The organism is Nostoc sp. EspVER01 (assembly GCF_034530635.1).
Taxonomy (GTDB): Bacteria; Cyanobacteriota; Cyanobacteriia; order Cyanobacteriales; family Nostocaceae; genus Nostoc.
The window spans coordinates 19368-42610 of the sequence record NZ_JAVRCS010000021.1 but is presented as its reverse complement, the minus strand read 5'-3'; the positions used below and the strand labels follow the sequence as shown (position 1 = coordinate 42610).

The window sequence follows — 23243 nt, the reverse complement described above, 5'->3', positions numbered from 1 at the left end:
CTAACGCTCCGCTATCGGCAATCTAAAATCTAAAATTGGCACGGTCAATCTTCAAACCAAGCTTAATCTCAGTATTTAAGTTTGTAACCCGTAAAACTTACCATACTGGGTAAATCAGGCAAAAATATGGCTACGAAAATTCCTGTCACAGTAATCACAGGCTTCTTAGGTAGTGGAAAAACCAGCCTAATTCGCCACCTGCTACAAAACAACGAAGGACGGCGCATTGCCGTTTTAGTCAATGAATTTGGCGAACTCGGTATTGATGGCGAATTGTTAAAATCTTGTCAAATTTGCCCCGAAGATGGTGAGGGTGACACTAATATCTTTGAATTAACCAACGGCTGCTTATGCTGCACCGTGCAGGAAGAGTTTTACCCGACGATGCAAGAGTTAATCAAGCGGCGAGATAGCATCGATTGCATTTTGATTGAAACCTCTGGTTTAGCCTTGCCAAAACCACTGGTAAAGGCTTTTCGCTGGCAAGAAATTCGCAACGCCGCCACTGTGGATGCGGTGATTACCGTGGTAGATTGTGCGGCGGTTGCAGCGGGGACATTTGCTAGCGATCCAGATGCGATCGCAGCCCAGCGACAAGCAGATGATAATCTAGAACACGAAACACCCTTGCAAGAACTGTTTGAAGACCAACTTGCTTGTGCAGACTTGGTGGTGTTAAATAAGATTGATTTAGTAGATGCCGAGACAAAAGCCAAAGTTGAGGAATTGATTAAGCAAGAGTTGCCCAGAGTGGTGAAAATTGTCGAGAGCGATGCCTCCGGCGGGCTACGCCTACGTTCTCAACTAGACGCATCTATATTATTAGGATTCCAAGCCGCAGTCGAAGACAATTTAGATTCTCGTCCTAGTCATCATGATACTGAAGAAGACCACAATCACGATGAAGAAATTACTTCAGCTAATTTAATTTTGGATCGTACCTTTGATCCCGAAAAGCTGCAACAGCAGTTGCAAACATTGGTACAACAACAAGAAATTTACCGGATTAAAGGCTTTGTTGCAGTACCAAATAAATCTATGCGCTTAGTGATGCAGGGTGTGGGAAACCGATTTGATAAATTTTACGATCGCCCCTGGAAACCAGAAGAAGCTAGGCAAACGCGCTTAGTTTTCATCGGGCGTGATTTGAATTCTTCAGAAATTGAATCACAACTTGTAGCTTTATAAGTATATCCATATCCCCGACTTCTTTAAGAAGTCGGGGATCTTTCTCCTGAGAGTTACTATTTATGAATAATTAGTTAATTCAAAACAAAAATTCTTCACTTTGCAAAAACATGACAATATCTCAACTATTTAACGTTGCTAATGTTTTCGTATTACCATTTTGGGCGTTGATGATTTTATTGCCGAACTGGAAAGTCACACGATGGGTAATGTCATCATATCTACCCTTTGTGCTGTTAGCAGGAACATATTTATATTTGTTTATTAACAGCATTACTCCAGAAAATGCTCAAGCTTTATCGAATCCTCAATTAGCTGATATTGCACGGTTTTTTGCAGATGAAACCGCGGCGGCAACAGGTTGGATTCATTTTTTAGTGATGGATTTATTTGTCGGTCGGTGGATTTATTGGGAAGGGCAGAAAACAGGTGTTTGGACAATTCACTCTCTGGCTTTATCTTTATTCGCTGGGCCGTTGGGATTGCTGTCTCACATCTTGACTGACTGGATTACTAAGACATTTTTCCCGAAGTTTCAGCAGAATGAAGGGGTGACGGTAGGAGAAAAAGCTGCGTCATAATATGGCGCATAATAGGGTAACACCGCTGTGCTACCCTATTATTACCAATTACCTGATTTTAAAATCATTAACTGTTGTCATGTCTATAGTTAGCATCTAACCAACAGCGTGGTAGAACTTCACCAGAAGGAAAAACAAGATTTTCTTTTTTGAAGGTATCAGGTGGCTGTTCTTCTTCACCTTCTTGTTCTCTTGCGTGAACCACATCATTATTCGGGTCAAGCAGTTCTTGAATTTCCAGAATTTTCACCAATTCGCCAGAATCTTTGATTTGTAAAAGCATAGAAATTGCCTCAATAAGTTTCCATGAAAGTTAGGAGTGAGTCTCAAGATATACTCACTCGCGTCTCAACCAATTTAGAAGGTCGAGATTCCTTAATTTTTAAAGGAAATTTTTACCAGATATGCATAAATAAATTACACAAAACTTATCTATGTGTATCTGTGGTTTTATCTTTATAAAATTGACAAGACAAACTAATCCTTAATCCAGCATTTCAAATCAAATCAGAAAATGCTGACTGAGAAAATTGTCTAATTCAAATAATCTTGGTTGTAAAGATTAGATTTCACGTTGATATTTTTCTAAAATATCAACTAATGTTACTTGGCATTGCAGTGGCAATAAATCACTTAAAGGAAGTTCGCTTCTACCGCCGCCAATTTTGACTGTAATTGATTTCAAGACTTTTAAAACTTGATCTTCACTTACATTGTTGGAAGTAATTAAGGGATACAACTGTTCCGCAACAAGGGTGTGCAGTTTGGCATTAGATAAATAAAGATGCCATTTGGCAATGTCTATGTAGACATTTTCGCCAATTTCAGCTGCTAGGGCTTCCAGTAGTTCTGTGGTGTTAGTCTTTGCCATAAAAATAACCCTACGTTAAGAAAGAGTGCGAAATCTCAGGCTTTTTTACATTATCGCTCAATTAATAGGCTGATTCTACTACCACAGGTTACAATCGCCCCAGCATCAGCAGTCCGTCTTCAGGTGGATTTAGGTGGAGTTTCGCTGTAATTAGCGATCGCACTAATATAGATCAAATGCACTAATACTATGCCTGTCCAACTTGCAGTAAATAACGGCAGCCAGTCCCAAGTAGTGCTTTTCAAGATGTGAAAAAACCATAAGCCAGAATTAATCGTAGCAGCGATCGCTACATGGACAGCAAAATTCATCCGGTCATCAATCTTGCGGTAATCAGGGTCTTTGCGATCGGGTTTGCGAGGCCAACGAGGAGGCATAAATATTTGTTACAGATTTAAATACACCCTACTCATTCTAAGGTTTTTGGTGCAGTCGTTGCTATTAGACTTCTAGAAGCAGTCATAATTGAATTGCAAGTCAAGAGCCTGTGGGTTAAATCCGATGACAATCTTTGAGCAAATAGACCCCGATCTCCTCTATCCAGATAGTGACGGCAAACCAATGGCAGACAATACGGAGCAATATCGTTGGATTGTCCTGATTAAGGAGAATTTAGAGATTCTATTTGCTAATAATGACAATGTTTTGATTGCAGGAGATTTGCTCTGGTATCCTGTGCGTTCTCGGTTGATTACACCGACTGCACCTGATGTGATGGTTGTCTTCGGTAGACCAAAGGGAAAACGTCGTTCCTATCGTCAGTGGCAAGAAGATAATATCCCGCCGCAAGTAGTCTTTGAGATTCTTTCTTATAGTAATGATACCAAGGAGATGGAGCGCAAACTGGAGTTTTACGATACCTATGGTGTTGAAGAATACTATTTATACGATCCTGAAAGTTTTCAACTAGATGGCTGGTTGCGGCAAAACAACCATTTGAATAAGCTATGGCAAATGGATGGTTGGCTCAGTCCCCGTTTGGGAATTAGATTTCAAACGGGGCAGGGAGAATTAGTAATTTACCGTCTAGATGGACAGAGATTTTTGAATTCCCTGGAACTCAATCAACGGGCTGAACAGGCTGAGTTATTGCTAGAACAAGAACGTCAACGCGCTGAACAGTTAGCAGCATATTTGCGTAATCTCGGCATTGATCCTGATAATCTGCCGTGACTGGGGAGCAGGGGAGTAGGAAGCAGAGGGGCAGAGGAGCAGGGGAGCAGGGGAGCAGGGGAGCAGGGGAGCAGGGGAGTAATGAGTAATGAGTAATGAGTAATGAGTAATGAGTAATGAGTTGGAGCAGGGGGACAAGGAGGAATTATTGAACAAGTCTCTCCCAAGTCTTCCCCCTCTTCCTTGTCTACCTTTGTCTCTTCTGCATACCCAATTCCCAATGCTCAATGCTCAATACCCAATACCCAATGCCCAATAGCTTATTGCTTTGCCGACGAATAATCTCCTGATTTCCCGCCACTCTTACTTATTAAACGAATAGATTCAATTTGAATCGACTTTTCTAAAGCTTTTGCCATATCGTATAAAGTCAGGGCAGCGACAGAAACGGCAGTTAAGGCTTCCATCTCTACACCAGTTTCAGCTTTGGTTTTGACTGTGGCTTGAATTTGATAACCCGGTAATTGGGGATCGGGTATGATTTCGACTGCGATTTTTTGTAAAGGCAACGGATGACACAGAGGAATTAAAGTGGCTGTTTGCTTGGCTGCCATAATCCCAGCCAATCTTGCAGTTGCCAACACATCGCCTTTTGCGACATTTCCGGCTTGAATGGCAGCGAAGGTGGCTGGCAGCATTCGCACTTGAGCAGCTGCTACTGCTTGGCGAATGGTGGGTGCTTTATCAGACACATCAACCATCTGTGCCTGTCCTTGGGGATCTAAATGAGTTAAGTTGGCAAAATTAGCTGGAAAATTATCTTGCGCCATTTGGTTAGAACGTGTTAATATAGATTGTCGGTGAGGGCGTGTAGCTCAGTGGACTAGAGCACGTGGCTACGGACCACGGTGTCGGGGGTTCGAATCCCTCCTCGCCCGTTTTAAAAAGTTAAGAGTTGAAAGTTAGGAGTGATGAGTTAAATTTCATCGCTCCTAACTTTTAAGTTTTTCAAGGCGTAGGCATCTGGAGCTAGACCTAGTGCAAAGCGCAGTGAGTTGGATAGGTTTTTGCTTGAATGGGTGAGAAAGAGGGCAAGTGCTAGAGAAGTGATCGCAGCACCGTAGCCAAACATATCGCGGTAGCCTACAAGTTCTGCGATGATACCCAAAAGAGGAGCAGCGATCGCAATTCCCAAATCAAGTCCAGCTATACATATAGCAAAAATTTTCCCCCGTTCTTGCGGCAGTGAACGGTCTGCCATCATCGTAATCATCATCGAGATCAGTGTACCACCACCAGCGCCTTCAGCGATCGCAGCCAGTAAGAAAACGATCGGGCTGTAAGCCTGCCACAGCAGTATTAACGCCAAAATGTAGCAAAAAATTCCAAAGGTAATAAACAAACCCCGCCCAAAGCGATCGCTTGCTTTACCAGCAAATATCCTGATACTAAAACTAGAAATTGCCGCAGCTGTAAAAAACAGTCCGCCATTGAAGTCCACCTGAGTGGATTTGAGGAACAACGACACAAAGGTATGTACAGCACCAAGGGATAAACCAACCAGCAACATAACTATAGTTGGAACTCTCACCCGTGGACTGGCCAAAATTTGCCAAAATTTGCGTAGGCGTAGCCCGTCGTAGACATCTTCTCCCTCTGTCTGCTCCTGCGTTTGCACTGGCGGATTCGTAACTTGTAAAATCCCTAAGAAGGCAACAAAACCTAATTCGGCGGATAAGAGAAATAATATCCCGTAACCACTTGTAGCTTCTAAATATCCTCCCAAGGCTGGGCCAATTGCTAAACCAAGGGGAGTTGCTAGGGTCATGTACCCAATGATTTCGCCACGAGTTTGGGCGGGCGCTAAATCTGCAACTAAGGCACTGTAGCCAGTGGTAAAAGCAGCAATACTAATGCCGTGAAAAATCCGCACTAGGATTAATAGCCCAATTGATTTGGTTGCCAAGTAACCAAAGGGTGCGATCGCAGCTACGATCGTACCAATCAATAAGACAATTTTGCGACCGCGTTCATCGGCTAATCGTCCCAGCATTGGGCGAGATAGCAATAACCCAATGGCGAAACTGCCCATGACAAGACCAATTTCTTGCTTGCTTGCGCCCACATCATCGATGTAAAGCGGTAGAGTTGGTAAGAGCGAAGACAGGCTCGACCAGAATAATAAACCTGCTGTAAATAAAATCAGCAGGTTGCGCCGCAGTTGGGCGTCAAAGGTATTAAATGCTTTCAAGGTAGATGCAACTTAACTAGTTTTTTGTCATTTGTACTTTGTCTAGAGTCAACCAGTATTTACTCTTAATTATTTACTAATGACCAATGACTAATGACTAATGACCAATAACTACTATTGTTACGTTACTTAACATTTTTGGCTACTACTTCTCGCACGCGATAGATAGGCCGTCCTTGGGATTCGTGGTATGTACGCATGAGTAATTCTGCCAAAAGTCCGAAGCAAAACAGCTGCACTCCCGTTAGTAGCAGCAGAACTGCTAAAATCAGCAGAGGGCGATTGCCAATCATCTCACCTAAAGCCAATTTGACGAAAGTCAAGTAAATTCCGATCGCAGTGCCCGAAAACATTGAAATCAAGCCCAATAGCCCAAAAACGTGCATCGGACGGGTGAGGAATTTTTTCATAAACAGAATGGTTAACAAATCCATCAATACCCGGAATGTCCGCCAAATTCCATATTTACTACGACCAAAGCGACGGGCATGATGACGTACAGGTATTTCAGTGATTCTAGCTCCTTCGATGTACGCCAAAGCGGGTAAAAATCGGTGTAATTCTCCGTAGAGATTCATATCTGCTAGCAGTTCTGCACGATAGGCTTTCAACGAACAGCCATAGTCATGAATATTCACGCTAGTGGTGCGGCGAATTAGCCAATTGGCAATTTTGGAAGGAAGTAATCGATTTACAGCCCCATCTTGGCGTTTTTGCCGCCAGCCACTCACCAAATCGTAACCATCATCCAGCTTTGCTAATAACATGGGGATATCAGCCGGATCGTTCTGGAGATCGGCATCTAAAGTAACGATCGCTTTCCCTACTGCATAATAAAATCCAGCAGCCATCGCCGCAGTTTGTCCGTAGTTGCGACGCAAAATTACCGCCTTTAAATCAGTGCGGATTTGCGCCTCTTTTTTCAGAAAATCCCCAGAACCATCTGTAGAACCATCATCTACACAAATGATTTCATAATTTACCTGACTAGAAGATAAAGTAGATGCGATCGCTTCTAGTAAAAGTGGTAAACTCTCCACCTCGTCATGTATTGGTACTACCACCGAAACATCTGGGACAATTGCTGAAATCGCCCCATTTTCCTCACTACTCCTTTCGGAAATCAACCCACTCCTCATAAGTTTCAGCGCCCTCAGCGTCTCTGTGGTTCGTAACTCTTAAAAACTCTACCAGCACCTCGCAGCTGCTGATAGTACGACTGACTAACCGCATCTCCCTGTTCCGAGAGAATATCAATGCCGATCCCATTCCGTCCCTGTTCTTTCCCAGAACTATGGATATAATAACCATCCGCCAAATAAAGCCCGACATGGGTGGCTTTTTGGCTAGTTCCAAAAAATACCAGATCCCCGGCTGCTAATTCTGTAATCGTAATTGGTTGAGTGAATCCTTCCTGTTGATAGGCATCTCTAGGTAGCCAAATACCCACCGAAGCAAACGCCGCTTGCATTAACCCAGAACAGTCATAATTTGGCCCAACCGTACCACCCCAAAGGTAGTAATTTGATTGTTGCATCGCTTTTTGGGTAAAGGCGATAATCTCTGCTAGGAGTTTTTTAATCTCCGATTCAGAAAATGTTGCAGCCTGATAAGCTACAGTAGCAGATTGTAATGAATCAAAATCTGAAAGAGATACCCATCCCGGATAGTCATCTTCACATAAATACACCTCAACCGCCGAATTTTGATGATTTGATGTTACCCACAAATGTCTCCCAGATGCAGCTTGAGTTGCTAAACGCGTACATTCAGGAGAATCATATAAATTCAGGTCAGCTAAACACTGATACTCCCCTGATTGTGGATTTTGGACTTCGGCTTCGCTCAGTCGAACCATTTTGGATTTTAGATTAAAGGACATTATTAGAGAATGATTTTTTTTAATAAAGACGAACAACTCGAAAATCTTGGTAATGGCATTTTAGATGCAACTTGGGCAGCATTTCCGACCTTAGCACGTAACCAAATTGCCTTGACTTGGGTTGTTTACGATCCACCAGTGCGAGTAAATACTGGTGGGGCGCTGACTCCCAACGCTTTTTGGGATCACCCAGTTCGTGGTTTCACTTATCGGGGTGTTGAGCGGATTTATCCTGCCAGTGTAGTCAAGCTATTTTACTTGGTGGCGGTAAACGAATGGCTAGAAAAAGGCATGAGTCAAACCTCCAAGGAGTTGGAGCGAGCTTTGCGGGATATGATTGTCGATTCTAGTAACGATGCTACCAGCTTGGTTGTGGATATTTTGAGTGGTACTACATCAGGGCCAGAATTACCAATCGGCCCCTTTGAAACCTGGAAATATCAGCGTAATATTGTTAACCGCTATTACCAATCTTTGGGTTGGGAAGAAATGGAGACAATAAACGTCTGTCAAAAAACTTGGGGTGATGGCCCTTATGGACGGGAACGGGCGTTTGTGGGAGAGTTACTAGAAAATCGTAATATGTTGACCACAAATGCGATCGCTAGATTACTGCATAGTATTGTAGGTGGGGTGGCGGTTTCAAGTGCGCGATCGCAAGCAATGATGGCTTTACTGAAACGTCCTCTCAACGATTTGCCCACTGACACCGAGGAAAATCAAGTGACAGGTTTCTTAGGCGGTGGACTGACTGAAAATGCTCAAATTTGGTCAAAAGCAGGTTGGACAAGTCAAGTTCGCCATGATGCTGCGTATATTGAGTTACCAGAACAGCGCCCTTACCTTTTAGTGGTATTTACTGAAGGGAAAGCCCAAGCTAAGAGTCGGGATATTTTGCCTTTTGTTTCTGGGCGAGTTGCCGAAGCGATCGCTAGTCTATGATTTACTCTCCTTATCCATCTTTTTTGGATATAAAATGCGGTAGGGACACACAGATGTACATTGGTATCAACTTAAGCCCAAATCCCTTTAAAACCTCGTTGCCAGCCTTTGCACTGGAAATGCTGCTCCTGGCGGCAGAACCGCCAGCAAGAGAGGCGGAGCCTCTAGGACGGCATTCCCAGTTGCAGACTGGGAACGAGACAATTTAAAAGCTGGTTATAGGATGACTTTTACGTTAAGTTGACACCAATTACAGATGTATTACCCCATTATTTCAACTTAAATTCGTCAAACTTCAAGACTTCCGAGTCAGGCTTGCGAGTATCAAAACGATAACTGCTTATCGTACCCGTCCCAGTATCAAAGATACTAAAAACCGTAATATCATTACTCGCAATATAAGGTATCGGCTTTCCATCTTCACCTAACAAAGGGGCAATTGTTGGTACTATCGGTTCTAACCCATTGGGATCGCCAAGCTTAACATAATCCTCTTGATATCCAATTGGTACTTCTCGCTTTCTATCACCCCAAGCAGCGCCGTAAGTATTACCTACATTAGATGTTTCCAAAAAGTGCATTCCACTGGAACTAACAAAGCGGTTCCATAAATGGGAATGCCCATAGAAGACCAATTGCACATTAGCCGCATCTAATAAAGGAATAACATCATGAATGATATAATCTGCGTCTTTGGGATACTCGTAACGCACTGCTTTGATGTTGCCACTATCCCGTTCAATTATCTGTACTGGCTCTGTATAAGCAGGAACTATATTATCACCCAAAGTATGGGGTGGGTGATGGAACATCACAACTTTGTATTTTGCTTGTTGAAACTCAGGGCTGTTAAGTTCCGACTCTAGCCAATTATATTGCTTGCTGCCTTTAGCAATTGGCTCATAAATTACCTGTCCATAACCCCAGTTTTCAGGATTATTTAAATCCTTTTCAGCTTCTAGATATCTACCCTTATGCTTTCCATTTAACTTGGGAGTCCGCCACATATTGGTAGCGTACAGTACCACCAAACGCGTGTCACCAAAACTGACTGCATAATACCTTTTTCCACCCTCTTTACTTTTTGGTAAAGAGAAAATTTCTTCGTAGGTATTAGTATTAAAAGAATTATCGATTAAAGATTTATCTGAGTAGATTCTTTGAGCAACGGCACGGGGAATTGTATCATCAAATTCATCATTTAAACTCCCCGTCCTGGCAAACCGCCCCATCACCTCATGATTGCCAATGCAAGTAAACATGGGTGCGTGTTGAATTATTTGTCCACCAGTGTAGATTGTTTTAACACCATTGTGCGTCATTTCATATTTAGCATGACCTTGCAAACCAGGAAACAAAGCACCACCAACATTATCATCAAACCATTCTGAGGCGCGATCGCTAACATTGACCAAATCACCGGCAAACCACACGCCATCAACTCGTCCAACTGTTTCTACCACCTTTTGCAGATTTGCCGCTGTCATCGGCTTTAATTGATGATCTGAGGTCAGTAGAATTTTTAGTGGTGTATCTGATTTGGGAGTAGCTGCAAGGCTGAAAACATCACTGTCAACACTTTTGCCATCTTCTTGCACACTCGTGACACGATAGTTAACCCGCACACCAGGAGTTAACCCAGTTACCTCAGCCTCATGTCGCCAAATGTCCCGCTGAACGGGTTTTTGATAAACTTGTCCGTCTTGGGTTTGGTTTGCAACTCTTGATTGTTGGTCTTCACGTGTGCGACTGAGTTTGGTAGTACTTGCCCTAGCAGTTTGTTTGAGATTTTCGCCGTAGGTTACTGTGTGATTAACACCAGCAAATTCAGTAAACCAGACTACTCGTACTGAAGTTGCTGTTGGCAATTGCAAAAAGGGGTCGGTGAGTAGTTGGGGTGCTGATGTCATAATTGTTTGCCCAAATGAACGCACGCTTACCAGAGTAAAGCATATAACAAGCACAAGCATAACTACTGAGAAAATTTTACGGCGGCTTTTGCGTCTGAGCATGAGTAATACACCAAATTTTAGGCGGCGTTGCTGAATTAAGGAATGATTCTTGTGGGGTGAGCATCCTGCCCGCCCGGAAATATAAGGGACGCTCATGTTGCCCATCCCACAAAAATAGTAAAATCATCCCGCAAAAAATGTTTATTTTTTGAATTGGTATAAGTTAACAAAAATTAGAATGCATAAATGCTCAAATTTGAAAAACTTTGCCAGAGTAGAAATAAGGGTTTTGACATTTACCTATGTGCAATTAAATGACTCAAATATTTGAAGGTGCGACGAAAACAGACAATTATATCCGTGTTGCTCAACTTGCAGAAGTTCAGACAGCAGGCAGTTTGTTAGTCCATAAGGAAAAGCATACGATTGCTTTGTTTTACTCAAATAATACAGTTTACGCAATTGATAACCGTTGTCCTCACATGGGCTTTCCTTTACAAGGAAGCACTTGCAAAGATGGTATTGTTACCTGTCCTTGGCATTATGCCCGCTTTGACCTTGCTAGTGGTGGAACCTTTGACTCGTGGGCAGATGATGTTCCTTGTTTCCCGGTAGAAATCCGTGATGGCGAAGTTTGGGTAAATTTAGCACCACCAGTTAATCCTCATGCTCACCACCGCCAACGTCTGCAAGATGGTTTAGAGCAGAATATTTCTTTAGTGATTGCAAAATCAACGCTGGCACTTTTAGATATAGGAGTGAACCCGACAGAACCATTTCTCATGGGGCTAGAATTTGGCACTCGTTATAACAAAGCGGGTTGGAGTACAGGTTTGACTATCCACACCTGTATGATGAATCTACTACCTTATCTCGATGTAGAAGACAAACCTCGTGCTTTATTCCACGGGCTATCGGCAGTAGCTAATGATAGCGCGGGTGCGCCACCAGAGTTTGTCGTTCACCCATTACCCAACTCGAAAGTAGATTTTGCGACTCTCAAAAGCTGGTTTCGCCAATTTATTCAAGTACGGGATGCGGAAGCAGCTCAAAGATGTTTAGTATCTGCTGTTCGTTCGGGGGCTAATTCAAAGCAAATAGCAGATATGTTGTTCTGTGCTGCCACGGATCGGCGCTATCTTGATATTGGGCATACGCTTGATTTTATCAATAAAGCATTAGAAGCCCTTGATACTATAAATTGGCAAGCAGCAGAATCAATTCTGGCTAGCCTAGTTTCGGGTTTAGCCAATGCTTCTCGGATGGAAGAATCTAACTCCTGGCGCTACCCTGTAGATTTGGTGGCAATATTAGAGTCGGCTTTTGAGCAATTACCAACTGTATTAAGTGTGGGAAAATCTCAACAAGGAAGTTGGTCACAACCAGAGGAACTAATACCAATTTTATTAGGTGAAGACCCACAAGCGATCGCAGACTCACTATTGAATGCACTGAAAGCAGGTTGTACTGAAGAACAATTAGCTGGCGTAGTTACTTATACAGCAGCATTACGAGTAGCTCGTTTCCACACTAATAATGACTTTGGAGATTGGAATTCAGCCCACCATCCATTCACGTTTGCAAATGCCGTACATCAAGCTTTACAAAGAGTACCAACAGTCGAACTACTAAGAGGTGTGTTTGATGCGGCGATGAGTGTATATTTAAATCGTTTTTTGAATGTTCCACCAGCACGCCTGCCAGAACCCAAAGACATCGTGGAAAATCCCGAACAATTACTCCAGCAGCTACCAGATTTATTAAACCGTCAGCAGCAAGTAAACCAGACAGGGCAATTAGTTGCTAATTATTTATACAGTGGTGGTAGTGCTGAAAGACTAATGGCAAAACTGGGGAAATTGATGCTGCGAGAAAACCGTGATTTTCATGTCATTCAAGAAATAGAAGCCGCTTTTCGTCAGTATTCTTTGCTCGGTCAAACTTCGGCTGGAATTCATATACTAGTGGCTGCATCTCGATATTTAGCCGCTCATTCTCCGACAATGCGATCTCAAGGACAAACTTATCAAATTGCGGAACGTTTACATCAGGGCGCTCGCTTATTTGAAGAATCGTGACCGGCATTACACTTTTAAGACGGGATAAATCGCGTCTCTACATGAGGGTTTTGTTACTCATTCTGAACTGTATTAGGATGGGTTAGCGATAGCGTAACCCATGCAGATGTTGGGTTTCATGCCTCAACCCAACCTACATATGTCTTATATGTTAATTAGTCCCGCCTACTTACTTAATAGTATTTTTATATGCAACAGAAAACTTTGCGGTTCTAGAAAAAAAGGAGCCTAACTTAGGCTCCTTAATAAAAAAGTGGTAAAAGAATTGTGACTACTTAACAGTCACCTTACCGCCAGCTTCTTCGATCCGCTTCTTAGCATCTTCAGCGGCATCCTTAGCAACACCTTCTTTAACTGCCTTGGGTGCAGCTTCCACCAAGTCTTTAGCTTCTTTCAGACCCAAACCGGTCAATTCCCGGACAATCTTCAGCACGGCAATCTTCTTATCAGCTGGAACTGATTCGAGAATCACTTCAAACTCGGTTTGCTCAACAGCTTCTTCAGCAGGAGCAGCACCACCAGCACCAGGCATCATCATCATGCCACCAACAGGTGCAGCAGCACTTACACCAAAAGCTTCTTCAATTTGCTTGACTAACTCAGAAGCTTCCAGCAAAGAAAGAGTTTTTAGTTGTTCTAAAATTTGATCGGTTGCAGCAGACATTGATATAACTCCTGTAATTTTGATTATTTATTTGTCATGGGTCATTAGTCTTTGACTATAGACTGTTGACTTTTGACTGATGAACCACGAAGTCTATTCAGCAGCAGTTTCAGTGCTACTATCACCTTCAGCAGTGCTTTCGGTGCTGCTATCTTGGACAGCAACGGTTTCGGTGCTACCACCACTTTGCTCTTGGTCGGCCACAGCCTGCAAAGCGCGAGCCAGCGAACCAGGAACTTCGTTGATACCCACAGCAATCTTGGTAGCCAAAGCGTTGATAGCCCCAGCAATTTGTGCAATGAGTTGTTCCTTAGATGGCAAGTCTCCTAGTACCTTGACATCAGGTTCTTTGAGTAGGCGACCTTCCAGTACACCACCGCGAAGTTCTGTCTTCTTGGTGACTTTTTGGAATTCTTGGTATGCCTTAATTGCCGATGAAAAATCTTCTTTTACCAGCAAAAAGGCGGAAGAACCATTGAGCAATTCCGACATAGGTTGCCATTTTTCATCATCTTTAATGGCAATGCCCATTAGGGTGTTCTTCGTAACCTTACAAACAGTACCAGTGGGACGCAGCCGCCGCCGTAAATCGCTAATTTCAGCAACAGTTAGTCCCTGATACTCTATTACCAGTGCCAGAGTTGACTCACTCAAAGTTTCTTTGAGGTCAGCTACTATTTCTTTTTTATTTTCTAGTGTTCTACCCATTCCAATCTCACCTCCTTAAAACAATCGGGGAAGTGCCCTAGTTGTGTGTTTCTTCTCAACCTGAACCCAAACAACAAACCCCAGCTAAGTTAGCCGGGGTTGAGTAGTAAAACTCGTGATGCCATAGTTATCACACCTTTATGGGTGGTAATTCTGACAATTAAAGTTTTAACCTCGGCAGGATATTAAGTTATTAGCACCTGCTGTCTCCGGCTTTGCCTATTTAATTTAAAGTTAGGAGTGAGTAGTTAGGAGTTAGAAGTTTTATTCTTAACTTCTAACTTATAACTCATAACTCTTATTAACTTGCTTGGCTCAGTTTCAAATCTCGTAGGGCACTGATATCAACTTTAATTGATGGCCCCATAGTGGCTGACACATAAAATGTGCGCCAATAACGACCTTTAGCTCCTGAAGGACGGTTACGGTCAATCGTCTCCTGCAATGCCTTCAGGTTGACTAACAAATCTTCAGGCGAGAAGGTTGTCTTACCAAACATAACATGGACAATACCAGTTCGATCGGCCCGGAATTCTAATTTACCTGCTTTGAATTCTGCGATCGCACCTGCTAAGTCAAATGTTACGGTTCCACCCTTGGGCGACGGCATCAAACCACGCGGCCCAAGCAACTTACCCAGCTTTGCCACCTGTGGCATCACATCGGGTGTGGCAATCAGCTTGTCAAAATCCATTCTACCTTTTTGGATTTCGTCAATCAGTTCTTCTGACCCAACTAAATCAGCACCAGCGCTGCTGGCTTCGTTTACCTTTTCGCCTCTGGCAATCACTGCCACGCGGACGATTTGTCCTGTACCTTTGGGTAGTGCTACCGTTGTCCGCAACTGTTGGTCTGTATACTTGGGGTCAATTCCCAACCGGATATGCGCTTCCGCAGCTTCGGTAAATTTAGCTGTTGCTGTGTCTTTAAGAAGGGCTAAAGCCTCTAGGGGATGATAGTCCTTATCTTCTACTTTTGCTTGCAGACCCTGCAAACGACGCGATATTTTTGGCATTTTTTCTCCTGGGGTAATTCCGAAGCCTAGCCTCTCCCCCGATAAAATTTTGGATTTTAGATTAGGAAGTTAGGAATGAGGAGTTACTAATTTAAAACTCATAACTCATAACTCATAACTTTCTTAGTCTGTGACTGTTACACCCATATTTTTAGCCGTTCCTGCCACAATCTTCATTGCCGCTTCGATATCATTGGCATTGAGGTCGGGGAGTTTGGTTTGGGCTATCTCTTGCAATTGTGCTTTGGTTATTGACCCAACCTTCTTTTTGTTGGGTTCATTTGAGCCTTTTTCAACTTTCGCCGCCTTCCGAATCAGTACTGATGCGGGTGGGGTTTTGAGTACGAATGTAAAACTCCGGTCTTCAAAAACCGAAATTTCTACAGGTATCACCATTCCAGCTTGGTCTGCTGTTTTGGCGTTGTACTCTTTACAAAACATCATGATGTTGACACCATGTTGACCCAATGCGGGACCAACTGGCGGTGCTGGGTTGGCTTTTCCAGCATTCAGGGCCAGTTTAATGACCGCCACTACTTTCTTCGCCATTTGTATTTAACTCTGTTTCTCTACCTGATTAAATTCCAATTCTACTGGTGTATCCCTGCCGAAAATTGAGAGCAAGGCTTTAAGTTTACTCCGTTCTGGAGAGACTTCAATCACCTCGCCTTCAAAGTCTTTAAATGGACCAGAAAGCACCATTATCTTATCACCAGTAGCCATGTCAATTTTGACAACAGCTTCTTGTTCGCTGGTTTGTTTGAATATACGTTCAACTTCTGAAGAACTCAGTGGTATGGGGTTGACATGACCGCGACCCTTGCTGCTACCACGTTTTTGTTCTGAACCGACAAAGTTAATTACATGAGAGGTGTTGCGTACCACCTGCCAAGTATCATCATCCATCATCATCCGCACTAGCACATAACCAGGGAAAACTTTTTCTTCTGTATGCTGGCGACTGCCATCTTTACGGATTTTCACCGCTGGCGTCTGCGGAATTTCTACCTGGATAATTTTGTCAGCTACATCAAAAGTTTGAATGCGTTGCTCTAAGTTAGTCTTTACACGCTTTTCACAGCCTGAAGCTACTTGTACTGCATACCAGCGTGCTTCTTTTGACACTGCTTCTGCTGCTTCTGCTGCTTCTGCTGTTTCTTCTGACTGCAACATTGAGTTGCGTGGTTCATCCGTTGCAAAACTCATTAGAACACCTGTTTTGCTGCCCAAGCAAACAATCCATCGACCAAGTATATCAAAGATGCGGAGAGTGCCACCATTAACAACACAGCGGCGGATTCGCTCACTATCTGTTTCCGACTGGGCCAAACTACTTTTTCAAGTTCTTCTTTGGTTCCCTGTATGAAGTTGCCAAAGCTAAACCCATTTGTGGTTTCTGGCAATTCTGCTTCACTTTTTTTGGCCACGACCGTTTATCCCCCGTTTCTTATACTAGATCCTGTTTAATTGTCATCTAGGTTTTGCAGTTTCGACTTTATTTCACTTACTGGAAGTACTGGAAGCAAAACAACTGCAAATACAATAAGTTTACCCGAAATTATTAGCGCTAACTGCTATGTTAGCAGCTGCGTAATTATTTCGGGCTTTGGTTTTTTGCTCTTGAGCGCGCCCTGGAGGACTTGAACCCCCGACATCAGGTTTTGGAGACCTGCGTTCTACCAACTGAACTAAGAGCGCACAAGCTGTTTTTGATTCAGTGATTGCGCTGAACTAAATTTCAGTTTAACGCAATATGCGATTTATATCATACTTTAATTTTGTTGGGAAAACAAGTCAGCGGCAGATGCCGCTTGCAGCTTGAGATTTCTCCCATAATGATTGCAGGACGAATCACAAAGGGCGGTCAAACCGTTGCTTGATTCGGGTTGCCTTACCTACGCGATCGCGGAGATAATAGAGTTTAGCACGGCGTACCTTACCGCGACGTAACACTTTAATGCTGTCAATCCGGGGAGAATGCAACAGAAATACCCGCTCAACGCCCACGCCTTGAAAAACCTTACGAACTGTAATAGTTTCGTTGATGCCGCCATTGCGCTTGGCAATCACAACTCCCTCGTAGGGTTGCACGCGGTATTTTTCGCCTTCCTTGATTTTCACTCCCACTTTTACAGTGTCGCCCACATAAATGTCGGGCAGATTCGATTTTATCTGTTCCGCTTCAATGGAGCGGATAATCTCTTGAGCGTTCATAGTCTTTCTGTCTGCTTAAAAAAAACTCACGATCATCAATGATAAATCGATAATCCTATTTCAGTCTACTTGTTAGGATTGATAATTGTACTGATACAACAGCTTAAAGATCGAAGCTATATTGCAGAATGCCGTACTATAAAGGAAAAATTTATGAAATTTAGTATTGTCATCAGTACATATAATCGCTTGAATTTGCTTAAAAGAGCAATTGATTCGGCTCGTAACCAAACAATCGAGTGCGAGGTGGTTGTTGCTGACGATTGTTCTTCAGATGACACCCAAGCCTATCTCAAAAGCTTAGGCGACAAGGTTGTTTACCATCGTAACGAAATTAACCAAGGTCATGCAGCAACGGTAAATGCTGGAGTTGCTAAAGCTAGCGGCGACTGGATTAAGTTTTTAGATGATGACGACTATTTAGCACCTAACTGCATAGAAGAGATGGCCAAGGCGATCGCACTTCGTCCCGATGCTGTAATCTGCTCTTGTGTGGCGGCTCAGGTGGATGGCAATGAAGTTGAACTCTCTCGCACCCCTCAAGTTGGCCCCGGTTTAGCTTTTTACATCCCCCAAGCCGATATTCACTACGGGATGCTTCTAGAGCTTGTACCCTTTGGCACACCTGTACAAGTAGCTTGTCGACGTGATGCTTTCCTGCAAAGTGGTGGTTGGGACTCCACACTCGATGCTAACTGTGATGACATCGATTCCTGGATTCGGATTGCTCAGTTTGGGGATGCTATTTTCTTCAACCAGTGTCTTGCTTACCGCACTATCTGGCCGGGTGCGTATAATCAAAAGTTTTCTTTGTCTCGGCGGTTGACGACAAATATTTTGATGAAGGAGAAAATTTACGCCTTGGTAAATGAGCAACATCGCTCAAAGATTCCCGTCTTTCAGGATATAAAAAATTACCTGAAACTCCATTGGCTTTTAGTCGCACTGAAGCAAAAAAATCTCAAAAGTTTTCTTTCAATCATAGATCCATCAATACTTTCTCCTCGGTCTTGGAAATTTTTGCTAAATGCTATTTCATCACGCCGCTCTCAGGGAAACAATTCTCAGGTTCGTAAACTTGTATTGATTGAGTTTTACTATGATGTCTGGCAAAATGCCCAAAATCAAAGCGCCAGTCTTCAGAATTTAGAATTAGATTCTGTGCCACTGGTGAACTTGCCTGTGAGCGCTCAGTCAAACTCTGAACGCTAAACGAGGACGTTACTACCAACTACGAAATTTGTCGCAGTGAAATTATCCAAAGTCGCCAAGGTGTAAAAAGAATAATAAAGAAGTACCCGATTGCAAAAATTATATTTTGCCATCAGACCATGTTATTTGTATATGAGGTGGGAATTATGGAATTTGATTGGCAGTATGGAGTCTGTAACGTTGCTATTTTGTCACCTCACACTAAGGTTATGAGTTCAACTAAGAGGATGTTTGAAAAGTTTTGGGCGATTGGAAATCGCGACTACGCAAGCAAAATGCTGTTTTTGAAAGCAGTATTTTAAAAAAGCTTTTATTCTGTGTTTTGGCTGATGTGCTGTACTAGAGTTTCGATACTAAGTATTGGGAAATATAAAATTTGAGATAACAGATTCAGTCTTCAGAATTTTGAAGTTTTACCCCGATTTATCGAGCCGTTACTGAATAAGTCTTTAAGCTAAGTAACTGGTAATAAGCGCTCTTAATCAGTAGAAAGTGGTTAATTTTACGCTCTACTGACTACTTTTGAGTTGTCGCTGAAGACCTCAATAATTATGTTGGTTGATTTATACTCGGTTACTTATCTTTATTTTTTATATACATCTCAAAGATTATGCGAATCATACATATTTTGAACCACGTTCAAGAAATAGGTAACGGTATTGTGAATGTGGCTGTGGATCTGGCTTGTCTACAGGCAAAATCTGGTTATGAGGTAGCGGTTGTTTCTGCTGGTGGAGAATACGAGGCTTTGCTAGAGCTTTGTGGTGTCAAACATTACCACTTGAACCAAAGCAGAAAACCGCTAAATACGATTAAAGCAGCTATACGTTACCGAGCGATCGCAGCTGAATTTCAGCCGGATATTGTTCATGCCCACATGATGACGGGGGTAATACTAGCACGTATTTTTAAAGGAAACAAATATGCTTTAGTTTCTACAGTCCACAACGAATTTCAGCGTGCCAGCCTACTAATGGGTTTAGCTGACAGAGTAATTGCTGTCAGTAAAGCTGTATGTGATTCTATGATTAGGCGTGGTATTCCAGAACATAAGTTGCGGGTAGTATGTAATGGCACTTTAGGTAGTCCCCGCACCCGACAGATACAAGATTATCAACCTTTACCATTACAGCATCCAGCGATCGCCACTGTAGCCGGGATGTATCAACGCAAGGGAATTGCTGAGTTAATTGCTGCCTTTGAACAAATTGCCTCAGATTTTCCCCAAGCCCATCTTTATTTGGTAGGAAATGGCCCTGATAAACAGCTATTTGAGGCACAGGCACAAGCAACTTCTGTAAAAGAACGCATTCATTTTGAAGGCTTTCAACCGGAACCTCAACGCTATCTGATATCTTGTGACATATTTGTGCTGGCTTCCCACCGTGACCCTTGCCCTTTGGTACTTTCGGAAGCTAGAGAAACTGGAACTGCGATCGTCGGGACTCAGGTAGACGGGATTCCTGAAGCTTTAGACAACGGGCGAGCAGGTCTTTTAGTGCCAGCAAAAGATAGTCATGCTTTAGCTGAGGTTTTAGTGCAACTACTGAGTAATGCCGAGATGCTGCAAGAGTGGAAACAGCGGGCAAAGAAAAACCTAGAGAGGCTGAGTGTTGCCCGCGTCCATCAGGAAACAATGACAGTGTATCGTGAGTTAATTACAGAATGAGGGCGTTAGGAGTGCTGAGTTAGGAGTTAGGAGTTAGGAGTTAAGAGTTAGGAGTTAGGAGTTAGGAGTTTTGTTTATCTCCTTGTCCCTTTGTCCCCTCATCTCCCTGCTCCCTACTCCCTTTAACAGAGCGATCGCTTTAATTTTAAAGCTACGCCTAAAGCGCCAAAAACTAGTACACCCAAAACATTAGCTGATTCAGGAACAGATGCTGTGTAATAAGAAGCCACTCTGATCGGCCCATCTTTATCTTCTTGGTCTGCTGGAATTGGTGGAATGATTCCAGCACCTGGCGCTAGATTAGGCAGGGAAGCGAATGGATTGTAAAACAGGCTTCCGTTTGGGATGACGCCACCACTAAAAGTGATAGTACTACCAGCAATGGTAATGTCTGTAAAAATATCCTTTAGATCGGGGTTAGCAGAGTTACCAATCTTCCCATCTCCATTAACATCTCCCCACTCCACTGTTTCATGATCAAATGGTGGAGTAGAATTCGGATTACTATAGGACAGCGTTTTTAAATCAAAGACCAAGCTTTTTATATCGTATCCGGTAGCATTTAGAAAGTTATTAGCTACATCTGGGACACCATATTCTATTACTTCCCCTGGTAAAAATCCTGTAAGGGTTCTTGGTTTTTTTGCGTAGAGTACATCTTGATTTTTAGTCGTCACAATGGGTTCTACAAAGATGACGGCTCTTGCTGGTGTCGAAGACAAAAAACTAATTCCTGCTGCTCCGAGAACAGACAAGGCTATTTTTGTGGCAATTCTAGTCATATTTGTGTCCTTTGGATATTGATTCGCAGAATGCTATACCGGATGGTCTAAATCAAACAGCAAAAACTCACTTTGAAACTGCTATCTATCTGCTAGATAAATAGTGGTTAATGTGTTTTTGCTCACTGAGTTGATATCTACTCATAGGTTGATTTATAAAGCAATTCTTGTAATGCTTTATCATGATAACTAGTAATTTCACGCAATCTTTATAAAAAATCCAAATTATAACTTATACATTGACAGATTAGACAATATGTGAGTCATAAGTAATTACTCTGACTGCTAATCGGGAAAAAGTTTTACAGAAAATTCAACAGTTAAAGCACAAGTTGTAATCAAGGCTTTAATCTTGTTGATGAGCAAATTTATAACCACCCCAGAGAGAAAGAGCGATCGCGATCGCCAACAAAATCGGTATGCTGTACCAAGGAAACTGAGACAAGGGTAAATGAGCAACTGCACGCAGTCCGATGCTGGCGTAGGTTAGTGGCAGCAGGTAAACTAAAACTTTGAGAGCCGCTGGTAGTGTAGCAGGGTCAAAAAAAGTCGCTCCTAAAAACGACATGGGGATAATGATAAAGTTATTGTAGAGTCCAACTGATTCGAGCGATCGCACACTCAACCCTACAATCACCCCTAATCCAGCAAATACCGCACAATTCAGCACCACTAACAGTAAAAACAGTGGGTTGAGAAAATTCCAGTTTCCACTAAACAGCAGCGCTACCAAAATCACGGAACCGGAAGTCATCAAACCCCGCACGACTCCCGCCAGCATTTTACCGATGTACAACGCTAAAGGATTTATGGGAGTTAACAACAATTCCTCAAAGGTTTTGGTAAATAGTCTGTCTCCACAAATTGAAAATGTCGTTCCAGCAAAGCTAACTGTCATCGACGACAGCGCCACCATTCCCGGTAATATAAATTCCAAATAGTTGTCATAGTTACCACTAATTCCCGAACCTGGTTTGATGGAACTACCCAAACCCAAGCCAAAAGCTAAAATATATATGAGTGGCGATATTAAACCTGATGCAGCAACTGGTAGAATTCTCACGCGTAAATCTAGCCAATCTCCCCAAAAAATAGTCAGACTATCAGCCAGGAAGATTTGAAGTTGTGAATTTTTGAACCTCTTGCCCGAAGGTAGCGCTCTTTGAGATGTCACTTGCTTTCAATTAGTTATTAAAATTTCATGAAATCTTAATTTACATTGTTTTACAGATCAATTACTAGGGGGAGCAAAAATATCTCATCCGAAAAATTGGAAATTAACAACAAAAGTTAGATATTTTAAGCATTCTGACTAGATCAATTGTGAAAACTAAATTAGCTATATCTGATAACAATTAAAAGTATGAAAATTTTGTCCCAATATCTAGACAAACTAGTATTCTTTTCATTGAACAAGAATATCACAGAGAAAATCACAGGCAATTACAGTCAAGAATAGGCATACTGAAAGAGGGAGAAAAAATTTTAGACTACTCCCTCCCAAATCGGCGTGAAGGTGATTAAGCAACAATGAGACGTAAATCTACTGGTAGATCGGCTACTACTTCTAAACCCTCTATTTTCCAATCCCCTCTATTTAACTTCACCACCATCGCAATTATGGGAGGGGTGTTGATTTTGGGAATTGGGATTGGGATTGCTTTTAGTTCTACAGCCACGTTGTCCTCATCAAATGTGGCTTCCCGTGACTTCATTGACACCAAAGCACCAAACCCTGAAATTTGTGTGCAGTATGGAGCTAGTGCGATGGTGATGGACGCTAGACTGTTTGTTACTCTCAACCCCTTTAATGTTTATGTTGCCCAGCCGAATATGCGTCCTGGATGTGTGATCCGACAAAATAACTGGGCGCTTTTAGAGAACCGTAAACTGGTGACATCCGATCAGGTTAGAGATTGCAAAAATCGCCTGAACACTTTTGGTTTTACAGGTAACTTGGATAGTGACAAACCTGATATTAGATGTATATATCAGAATGAAGCTGCTCAAAACTTCTTCAACGCTCAACCGGGAGCAGTTGGAACACCTCAAGAAACGGATAGATTTTAGATTTGGGTATTGGGTATGAGAGGCAGAGGAGCAGAGGGGTAGAGGGGAAAA

Annotated in this window: 26 protein-coding genes, 2 tRNA genes and 1 other annotated feature; of the genes, 10 read left to right on the top strand and 18 right to left on the bottom strand. The window is 42.6% G+C overall.

Going from position 1 to position 23243, the window contains the following annotated elements; all coding sequences use genetic code 11:
* Positions 1-126 precede the first annotated feature (126 nt).
* Both cobW and RMX69_RS18235 read left to right on the top strand, forming a co-directional pair.
* Positions 127-1188, top strand: a complete 1062-nt coding sequence (gene cobW / locus RMX69_RS18240; RefSeq protein WP_289799592.1) for a cobalamin biosynthesis protein CobW — start codon at positions 127-129, stop codon at positions 1186-1188.
* Positions 1189-1298: 110 nt separating this feature from the next.
* Positions 1299-1769: an ABA4-like family protein gene (locus tag RMX69_RS18235; RefSeq protein ID WP_289799593.1), complete on the top strand. Its 471-nt coding sequence runs from the start codon at positions 1299-1301 to the stop codon at positions 1767-1769.
* 67 nt (positions 1770-1836) lie between these two features.
* Here the strand turns inward: RMX69_RS18235 and RMX69_RS18230 are convergent, their stop codons facing one another.
* The 3 genes from RMX69_RS18230 to RMX69_RS18220 form a co-directional block, all read right to left on the bottom strand.
* Complete coding sequence (locus RMX69_RS18230) at positions 1837-2052, bottom strand: acetyltransferase (protein WP_289799594.1); 216 nt, start codon at positions 2050-2052, stop codon at positions 1837-1839.
* Positions 2053-2331: 279 nt separating this feature from the next.
* Entirely contained in the window at positions 2332-2640 is a 309-nt protein-coding gene (locus RMX69_RS18225) for a DUF3181 family protein (protein ID WP_289799595.1), read from the bottom strand.
* A 119-nt stretch (positions 2641-2759) separates the two neighbouring features.
* The gene (locus RMX69_RS18220; protein WP_292731724.1) at positions 2760-3017 is read right to left on the bottom strand and encodes a hypothetical protein; all 258 of its coding nucleotides are present in this window, start codon (positions 3015-3017) and stop codon (positions 2760-2762) included.
* A 124-nt stretch (positions 3018-3141) separates the two neighbouring features.
* Here RMX69_RS18220 and RMX69_RS18215 point away from each other — a divergent pair, with 124 nt between their 5' ends.
* Positions 3142-3813 (top strand): Uma2 family endonuclease, encoded by a 672-nt coding sequence (locus RMX69_RS18215; protein ID WP_322638290.1) that lies wholly within the window; start codon positions 3142-3144, stop codon positions 3811-3813.
* Positions 3814-4073: 260 nt separating this feature from the next.
* Here the strand turns inward: RMX69_RS18215 and moaC are convergent, their stop codons facing one another.
* Positions 4074-4583 carry a cyclic pyranopterin monophosphate synthase MoaC gene (gene moaC / locus RMX69_RS18210; RefSeq protein ID WP_289799598.1) on the bottom strand — a complete coding sequence of 170 codons (510 nt, stop codon included), beginning with the start codon at positions 4581-4583 and terminating at the stop codon, positions 4074-4076.
* Between the two features lie 34 nt (positions 4584-4617).
* On the opposite strand from moaC, the gene RMX69_RS18205 reads away from it, so the two are divergent.
* Positions 4618-4691 (top strand) — tRNA-Arg (locus RMX69_RS18205).
* Between the two features lie 38 nt (positions 4692-4729).
* Here RMX69_RS18205 and RMX69_RS18200 read toward each other — a convergent pair.
* The 3 genes from RMX69_RS18200 to RMX69_RS18190 form a co-directional block, all read right to left on the bottom strand.
* Positions 4730-6004, bottom strand: coding sequence for an MFS transporter (locus tag RMX69_RS18200; RefSeq protein WP_322638289.1), 1275 nt, complete (start codon positions 6002-6004; stop codon positions 4730-4732).
* Positions 6005-6129: 125 nt separating this feature from the next.
* A complete protein-coding gene (locus RMX69_RS18195; protein ID WP_289799602.1) occupies positions 6130-7143 on the bottom strand; it encodes a glycosyltransferase family 2 protein in 1014 nt (337 codons plus the stop codon).
* Positions 7144-7157: 14 nt separating this feature from the next.
* Positions 7158-7886, bottom strand: coding sequence for a C40 family peptidase (locus RMX69_RS18190; protein WP_289799603.1), 729 nt, complete (start codon positions 7884-7886; stop codon positions 7158-7160).
* Positions 7887-7895: 9 nt separating this feature from the next.
* Here RMX69_RS18190 and RMX69_RS18185 point away from each other — a divergent pair, with 9 nt between their 5' ends.
* Positions 7896-8828 carry a serine hydrolase gene (locus tag RMX69_RS18185; RefSeq protein ID WP_289799604.1) on the top strand — a complete coding sequence of 311 codons (933 nt, stop codon included), beginning with the start codon at positions 7896-7898 and terminating at the stop codon, positions 8826-8828.
* Positions 8829-8881: 53 nt separating this feature from the next.
* Positions 8882-9037 carry a hypothetical protein gene (locus RMX69_RS18180; protein ID WP_322638288.1) on the top strand — a complete coding sequence of 52 codons (156 nt, stop codon included), beginning with the start codon at positions 8882-8884 and terminating at the stop codon, positions 9035-9037.
* A 60-nt stretch (positions 9038-9097) separates the two neighbouring features.
* On the opposite strand, the gene RMX69_RS18175 is transcribed toward RMX69_RS18180, so the two are convergent.
* On the bottom strand, positions 9098-10738 hold the full coding sequence (locus tag RMX69_RS18175) for a metallophosphoesterase family protein (RefSeq protein WP_322638287.1): 1641 nt from the start codon (positions 10736-10738) through the stop codon (positions 9098-9100).
* 356 nt (positions 10739-11094) lie between these two features.
* Between RMX69_RS18175 and RMX69_RS18170 the strand changes: the two genes are divergently transcribed.
* Complete coding sequence (locus RMX69_RS18170; RefSeq protein ID WP_322638286.1) at positions 11095-12858, top strand: Rieske (2Fe-2S) protein; 1764 nt, start codon at positions 11095-11097, stop codon at positions 12856-12858.
* A gap of 271 nt (positions 12859-13129) precedes the next feature.
* On the opposite strand, the gene rplL is transcribed toward RMX69_RS18170, so the two are convergent.
* The 8 genes from rplL to rplS form a co-directional block, all read right to left on the bottom strand.
* Positions 13130-13522, bottom strand: coding sequence for a 50S ribosomal protein L7/L12 (gene rplL, locus RMX69_RS18165; RefSeq protein WP_322638285.1), 393 nt, complete (start codon positions 13520-13522; stop codon positions 13130-13132).
* Positions 13523-13615: 93 nt separating this feature from the next.
* A complete protein-coding gene (gene rplJ / locus RMX69_RS18160) occupies positions 13616-14230 on the bottom strand; it encodes a 50S ribosomal protein L10 (protein WP_289799608.1) in 615 nt (204 codons plus the stop codon).
* A gap of 63 nt (positions 14231-14293) precedes the next feature.
* Positions 14294-14461: a sequence feature (ribosomal protein L10 leader region), on the bottom strand.
* 70 nt (positions 14462-14531) lie between these two features.
* Positions 14532-15245, bottom strand: a complete 714-nt coding sequence (gene rplA, locus RMX69_RS18155; protein WP_289799609.1) for a 50S ribosomal protein L1 — start codon at positions 15243-15245, stop codon at positions 14532-14534.
* Between the two features lie 123 nt (positions 15246-15368).
* Positions 15369-15794, bottom strand: coding sequence for a 50S ribosomal protein L11 (gene rplK, locus RMX69_RS18150; protein WP_099102703.1), 426 nt, complete (start codon positions 15792-15794; stop codon positions 15369-15371).
* A gap of 6 nt (positions 15795-15800) precedes the next feature.
* Positions 15801-16451, bottom strand: a complete 651-nt coding sequence (nusG, locus tag RMX69_RS18145; RefSeq protein WP_322638284.1) for a transcription termination/antitermination protein NusG — start codon at positions 16449-16451, stop codon at positions 15801-15803.
* Complete coding sequence (secE, locus tag RMX69_RS18140) at positions 16451-16672, bottom strand: preprotein translocase subunit SecE (RefSeq protein ID WP_099102704.1); 222 nt, start codon at positions 16670-16672, stop codon at positions 16451-16453. The genes nusG and secE overlap by 1 nt, the downstream gene beginning before the upstream one ends.
* 198 nt (positions 16673-16870) lie before the next feature.
* Positions 16871-16943: transfer RNA gene (locus RMX69_RS18135), tRNA-Trp, on the bottom strand.
* 153 nt (positions 16944-17096) lie between these two features.
* On the bottom strand, positions 17097-17459 hold the full coding sequence (gene rplS, locus RMX69_RS18130; RefSeq protein WP_094348921.1) for a 50S ribosomal protein L19: 363 nt from the start codon (positions 17457-17459) through the stop codon (positions 17097-17099).
* 153 nt (positions 17460-17612) lie between these two features.
* Here rplS and RMX69_RS18125 point away from each other — a divergent pair, with 153 nt between their 5' ends.
* Both RMX69_RS18125 and RMX69_RS18120 read left to right on the top strand, forming a co-directional pair.
* The gene (locus RMX69_RS18125; RefSeq protein ID WP_289799610.1) at positions 17613-18671 is read left to right on the top strand and encodes a glycosyltransferase family 2 protein; all 1059 of its coding nucleotides are present in this window, start codon (positions 17613-17615) and stop codon (positions 18669-18671) included.
* A gap of 610 nt (positions 18672-19281) precedes the next feature.
* Positions 19282-20340: a glycosyltransferase family 4 protein gene (locus RMX69_RS18120; protein WP_322638283.1), complete on the top strand. Its 1059-nt coding sequence runs from the start codon at positions 19282-19284 to the stop codon at positions 20338-20340.
* Positions 20341-20462: 122 nt separating this feature from the next.
* Here the strand turns inward: RMX69_RS18120 and RMX69_RS18115 are convergent, their stop codons facing one another.
* Both RMX69_RS18115 and RMX69_RS18110 read right to left on the bottom strand, forming a co-directional pair.
* A complete protein-coding gene (locus tag RMX69_RS18115) occupies positions 20463-21122 on the bottom strand; it encodes a hypothetical protein (RefSeq protein WP_289799611.1) in 660 nt (219 codons plus the stop codon).
* Between the two features lie 346 nt (positions 21123-21468).
* Complete coding sequence (locus RMX69_RS18110) at positions 21469-22296, bottom strand: ABC transporter permease (RefSeq protein WP_322638282.1); 828 nt, start codon at positions 22294-22296, stop codon at positions 21469-21471.
* Between the two features lie 356 nt (positions 22297-22652).
* Between RMX69_RS18110 and RMX69_RS18105 the strand changes: the two genes are divergently transcribed.
* Positions 22653-23192: a DUF3172 domain-containing protein gene (locus tag RMX69_RS18105; protein ID WP_289799613.1), complete on the top strand. Its 540-nt coding sequence runs from the start codon at positions 22653-22655 to the stop codon at positions 23190-23192.
* The last annotated feature ends 51 nt before the right edge of the window (positions 23193-23243 follow it).

What these genes read in the sequence shown, in the direction of transcription:
- RMX69_RS18230 (WP_289799594.1), bottom strand. Translation starts at nt 2,052, where the DNA reads ATGCTTTTACAAATCAAAGATTCTGGCGAATTGGTGAAAATTCTGGAA.
- RMX69_RS18115 (WP_289799611.1), bottom strand. Translation starts at nt 21,122, where the DNA reads ATGACTAGAATTGCCACAAAAATAGCCTTGTCTGTTCTCGGAGCAGCA.
- RMX69_RS18175 (WP_322638287.1), bottom strand. Translation starts at nt 10,738, where the DNA reads ATGACATCAGCACCCCAACTACTCACCGACCCCTTTTTGCAATTGCCA.
- RMX69_RS18120 (WP_322638283.1), top strand. Translation starts at nt 19,282, where the DNA reads ATGCGAATCATACATATTTTGAACCACGTTCAAGAAATAGGTAACGGT.
- rplA (WP_289799609.1), bottom strand. Translation starts at nt 15,245, where the DNA reads ATGCCAAAAATATCGCGTCGTTTGCAGGGTCTGCAAGCAAAAGTAGAA.
- RMX69_RS18195 (WP_289799602.1), bottom strand. Translation starts at nt 7,143, where the DNA reads ATGAGGAGTGGGTTGATTTCCGAAAGGAGTAGTGAGGAAAATGGGGCG.
- nusG (WP_322638284.1), bottom strand. Translation starts at nt 16,451, where the DNA reads ATGAGTTTTGCAACGGATGAACCACGCAACTCAATGTTGCAGTCAGAA.
- rplL (WP_322638285.1), bottom strand. Translation starts at nt 13,522, where the DNA reads ATGTCTGCTGCAACCGATCAAATTTTAGAACAACTAAAAACTCTTTCT.
- RMX69_RS18180 (WP_322638288.1), top strand. Translation starts at nt 8,882, where the DNA reads ATGTACATTGGTATCAACTTAAGCCCAAATCCCTTTAAAACCTCGTTG.
- RMX69_RS18185 (WP_289799604.1), top strand. Translation starts at nt 7,896, where the DNA reads ATGATTTTTTTTAATAAAGACGAACAACTCGAAAATCTTGGTAATGGC.
- RMX69_RS18220 (WP_292731724.1), bottom strand. Translation starts at nt 3,017, where the DNA reads ATGCCTCCTCGTTGGCCTCGCAAACCCGATCGCAAAGACCCTGATTAC.
- cobW (WP_289799592.1), top strand. Translation starts at nt 127, where the DNA reads ATGGCTACGAAAATTCCTGTCACAGTAATCACAGGCTTCTTAGGTAGT.
- RMX69_RS18190 (WP_289799603.1), bottom strand. Translation starts at nt 7,886, where the DNA reads ATGTCCTTTAATCTAAAATCCAAAATGGTTCGACTGAGCGAAGCCGAA.
- RMX69_RS18215 (WP_322638290.1), top strand. Translation starts at nt 3,142, where the DNA reads ATGACAATCTTTGAGCAAATAGACCCCGATCTCCTCTATCCAGATAGT.
- RMX69_RS18235 (WP_289799593.1), top strand. Translation starts at nt 1,299, where the DNA reads ATGACAATATCTCAACTATTTAACGTTGCTAATGTTTTCGTATTACCA.
- RMX69_RS18105 (WP_289799613.1), top strand. Translation starts at nt 22,653, where the DNA reads ATGAGACGTAAATCTACTGGTAGATCGGCTACTACTTCTAAACCCTCT.
- rplJ (WP_289799608.1), bottom strand. Translation starts at nt 14,230, where the DNA reads ATGGGTAGAACACTAGAAAATAAAAAAGAAATAGTAGCTGACCTCAAA.
- rplS (WP_094348921.1), bottom strand. Translation starts at nt 17,459, where the DNA reads ATGAACGCTCAAGAGATTATCCGCTCCATTGAAGCGGAACAGATAAAA.
- rplK (WP_099102703.1), bottom strand. Translation starts at nt 15,794, where the DNA reads ATGGCGAAGAAAGTAGTGGCGGTCATTAAACTGGCCCTGAATGCTGGA.
- RMX69_RS18125 (WP_289799610.1), top strand. Translation starts at nt 17,613, where the DNA reads ATGAAATTTAGTATTGTCATCAGTACATATAATCGCTTGAATTTGCTT.
- moaC (WP_289799598.1), bottom strand. Translation starts at nt 4,583, where the DNA reads ATGGCGCAAGATAATTTTCCAGCTAATTTTGCCAACTTAACTCATTTA.
- RMX69_RS18170 (WP_322638286.1), top strand. Translation starts at nt 11,095, where the DNA reads ATGACTCAAATATTTGAAGGTGCGACGAAAACAGACAATTATATCCGT.
- RMX69_RS18225 (WP_289799595.1), bottom strand. Translation starts at nt 2,640, where the DNA reads ATGGCAAAGACTAACACCACAGAACTACTGGAAGCCCTAGCAGCTGAA.